General features: G+C 67.0%; 4 protein-coding genes. 3 read left to right on the top strand and 1 reads right to left on the bottom strand.

The window, feature by feature from the left end:
- Positions 1-731: carbohydrate porin (locus tag C100_RS31065; RefSeq protein ID WP_024018943.1), on the top strand; the 731-nt coding region annotated here is incomplete at its 5' end.
- A gap of 46 nt (positions 732-777) precedes the next feature.
- Here the strand turns inward: C100_RS31065 and C100_RS31060 are convergent.
- Positions 778-1,419 carry a TetR/AcrR family transcriptional regulator gene (locus C100_RS31060; protein ID WP_024018942.1) on the bottom strand — a complete coding sequence of 214 codons (642 nt, stop codon included), beginning with the start codon at positions 1,417-1,419 and terminating at the stop codon, positions 778-780.
- 77 nt (positions 1,420-1,496) lie between these two features.
- On the opposite strand from C100_RS31060, the gene C100_RS31055 reads away from it, so the two are divergent.
- Complete coding sequence (locus C100_RS31055; RefSeq protein WP_024018941.1) at positions 1,497-2,621, top strand: acyl-CoA dehydrogenase family protein; 1,125 nt, start codon at positions 1,497-1,499, stop codon at positions 2,619-2,621.
- A gap of 12 nt (positions 2,622-2,633) precedes the next feature.
- A partial coding sequence (locus C100_RS31050) for an acetyl-CoA C-acyltransferase (RefSeq protein ID WP_024018940.1) occupies positions 2,634-3,459 on the top strand: 826 nt, incomplete at its 3' end.

The raw sequence follows: 3,459 nt of genomic DNA, 5'->3' as shown, positions 1-3,459 counted from the left end.
CCGCCGCCAGCTTCTTCGTCGGCGGCGCGCATGGCATGGGCAGCGACATCGGCATGTCGGGCAGCAATGGCCCCTCGGTTTTCCCCGCGACCGGCCTTGGCGCGCGCATATTCTATCGGCCGGGGGAAGGCTGGGCGATCCGCGCCGCCGTGCTGGAAGGCCAGCCGGGCGATCCCGATCATCCCGCTCGCACCGTCTTCAAACTGGACGGGGATGAAGGCGCGCTGCTGATCGGCGAGGTAGAGGCGCCGTTGGGCGATGGTCGCCTGCTGCTCGGCCATTGGCGCTATACCGCGACCTTTGATCGCTTCGACGGCGGGCAGGGCAGGGGCAATGGCGGTTTTTACCTGCGCGGCGAAACGAAGCTGGCGGGGAAGGGCGATGCCCGCCTCGACGGTTTTTTTCGGTTGGGCACCGCGAACCGGCATTTCAACATGTTCGACCGCTTCGCCAGCGCCGGCGTCAAGGCGACCGGCTGGATCGAGGACCGACCGCAGGATGAGGTCGGGCTGGCGGTCATCGGCGCCTTCACCTCCCCTGAATATCGGCGCGCTTATGGCGCGGAACGCGCGGAAATGTCGGCGGAGGCCAGCTATCGCACGCCGCTCGCGCCATGGCTGTCGGTCCAGCCCAACGTGCAATATGTCCGCAACCCATCGGCCGATCCCACTGTCACCGATGCCTGGGTGCTGGGCCTGCGCGTGGAAATCGGCTTCCGCCTGCTCGACTAAAGTCCCTCGCCGGTCTCTTGTGGGCGACCGCCGCATCTGTCCCGCGCTAGCCGCGCGGCGCCAGTCCCCCGATCAGGACGTCGACCAGCGCGGCCGCGATCGCGTCCGGCGCCATCGGCCCGGCCGGATCATGCCAGCGCGCGGGCCAGTTGAGCGCCCCGGCCAGCGCGAAGGCGGTCATCTTCACATCGACCGGCGCGATCGATCCATCCGCCACCCCGTCGGCGATCAGCGTGCGCAGCGCATCGTCAATGTCCCGCTTGCGCGCCCGGATCTGGGCCGCGCCCTCCGGCGACAACAGCTCGTCCCCGGTGCGGACCATGCAGCGGCCAAAATCATCCATGTTCGTACGCGCATAATCGAGCAGGAACCGGCGCAGCCGCTCCAGCCCGCTGCCCGGCTCGCTTTTCGCCGCCTCGGCCGCCAGCCGCAACGGCTCCAGCCCGCGCGATACGCATTCGGTCAGCACCTGCTCCTTGTTGCCAAGATAATGATAGATGGTCGGCTTGCTGATCCCCAGCGACGCCGCCACATCGTCCAGTGACGTCGCATGATAGCCGCGCGCGTTGAACATGCGCACTGCCGCGCGCAGCACGGCGTCGCGCTTCTCCGCCCGATCCCTCATCTTCTCCTCGCGCGTCCGGAACGGGGACGGCGCGCTTTGCGCAGCACTGGTCGGCAATGCCATTCTCCTCCTGGTCGCTCTTGAAAAAAAACCTTCCAATAAGCAATCTACTCGCAAGTATAGAAACGACGGGCGAGTTTATGCTGACAGAAACACAGCGTTCCATCCGCGATATGGTGAGAGGTTTCGCGCAGGACCGGATTCGTCCGCACAGCGCCCGGTTCGAGGCGGAGGGCGGCTATCCCCCCGCCTTGTTCCAGGACATGGGCGCGCTCGGCCTCTGGGGCATGACCGCGCCGGACGCTTATGGTGGCGCCGGGGCAGACGCTGTTTCCTACGCGCTCGCCTTGATGGAGATCGCGGCTGCCGACGGCGCGCTTTCGACCATCGTGTCGATCCAGAACAGCATCATGGTGGGCGCCTTGCTCAAGGATGGCGACGATGCGCAGCGTCAGCGCTTCCTGCCCGACCTCATTGCCGGCCGCATGATCGGCGCCTTCGCGCTGACCGAAGCCGATGCCGGCTCGGACGCCGCTGCCGTTCGCACCCGGGCGCAGAAGGTCGATGGCGGCTGGCGCATCAACGGCGCCAAGCAGTTCATCACCTCCGGCCGGATCAGCGGCCTCACCATGGTCATCGCCGTCACCGACCCGCAAGCAGGGAAAAAGGGACTGTCCGCCTTCCTCGTGCCCACCGGCCGCCCCGGCCATCATGTCGACAAGGTCGAACATAAAATGGGCCAGGGCGCGTCCGACACCTGCGCGCTGCGGTTTGAGGATCTGTTCGTGGAGGATGATCTGCTGCTGGGCGCGCCGGGACAGGGTTACGCCCTTGCCCTGGCCAATCTCGAAACCGGGCGGATCGGCATCGCCGCGCAATGCGTTGGCATGGCGCAGGCCGCGCTGGAGATCGCGGTCGCTTATGCGAAGGACCGCCATTCCATGGGCAAGGCCATCATCGACCATCAAGCGGTGGGCTTTCGCCTCGCCGACCTCGCCACCCGGCTGGAAGCAGCGCGCCAGCTCGTCCTCTCCGCCGCCGCGCTCAAGGATGAAGGGCAACCGGCCCTGACTCAGGCGTCCATGGCCAAGCTCTTCGCCTCCGAAGCGGCCGAGGCGATCGTCTCCGGCGCGATGCAGACGCTGGGCGGCTATGGCTATCTGGAGGAATATGGCATCGCCAAAATCTATCGCGATGTCCGCGTCTGCCAGATTTACGAGGGCACCTCCGACATCCAGCGCATGGTCATCGCGCGCAGCCTTTGAAGGATATCAGCAATGAACAATGATCCGGTCGTCATCGCGGGCTATGCCCGCACTCCCATGGGTGGTTTCCAGGGCGCGCTTTCGCCGCTCAAGGCCACGGATCTGGGCGCTGCGGCGGTCAAGGCCGCGGTCGCGCGGGCCGGGGTCGGCGCCAACGCTGTCGATCGCATCTATATGGGCTGCGTCCTTCCCGCAGGCCTGGGCCAGGCGCCCGCGCGCCAGGCGGCGCTGGGCGCGGGCCTGGGTCTCAATACCGAAGCGACCACGGTCAACAAGATGTGCGGATCGGGGATGCAGGCCGCAATCATGGCGCATGAGGCGCTGGCTGCCGGCGCGGCCGACATCATCGTGGCGGGCGGCATGGAAAGCATGACCAACGCCCCCTATGCGCTGCCCAAACATCGCGCGGGCGCGCGGATCGGCCATGACCGGATCATCGACACGATGATGATGGACGGGCTGGAAGACGCCTATGAACCCGGCAAGGCGATGGGCGTCTTTGCCGAGGATGCGGTGCGCGACTATCAGTTCAGCCGCGCCGACCAGGATGATTATGCCATCCGCTCTTTGTCCCGCGCCAATGCGGCGATCGCGTCGGGCGCGTTCAAGCGCGAAATCACGCCCGTCACGGTCTCGGGCCGGGGCGGCGATACGATCATCGACACCGACGAGCAGCCGGGCAAGGCGAAGCCGGACAAGATCCCCTCGCTGCGCCCCGCCTTTGTGAAGGACGGCACCATCACCGCGGCCAACGCCTCCTCCATCTCGGACGGCGCCGCCGCGCTGGTGATGACCCGCCAGAGCGTGGCGGAGCGGCTGGGCCTGCCGGTCGTCGCGC

This window comes from Sphingobium sp. C100, from assembly GCF_000508185.1.
In the GTDB taxonomy this organism is placed as follows: domain Bacteria; phylum Pseudomonadota; class Alphaproteobacteria; order Sphingomonadales; family Sphingomonadaceae; genus Sphingobium.
The sequence above is the reverse complement of the archived record's forward strand: the minus strand, read 5'-3'. Positions and strand labels throughout refer to the sequence as shown.

What these genes read in the sequence shown, in the direction of transcription:
- C100_RS31055 (WP_024018941.1), top strand. Translation starts at nt 1,497, where the DNA reads ATGCTGACAGAAACACAGCGTTCCATCCGCGATATGGTGAGAGGTTTC.
- C100_RS31060 (WP_024018942.1), bottom strand. Translation starts at nt 1,419, where the DNA reads ATGGCATTGCCGACCAGTGCTGCGCAAAGCGCGCCGTCCCCGTTCCGG.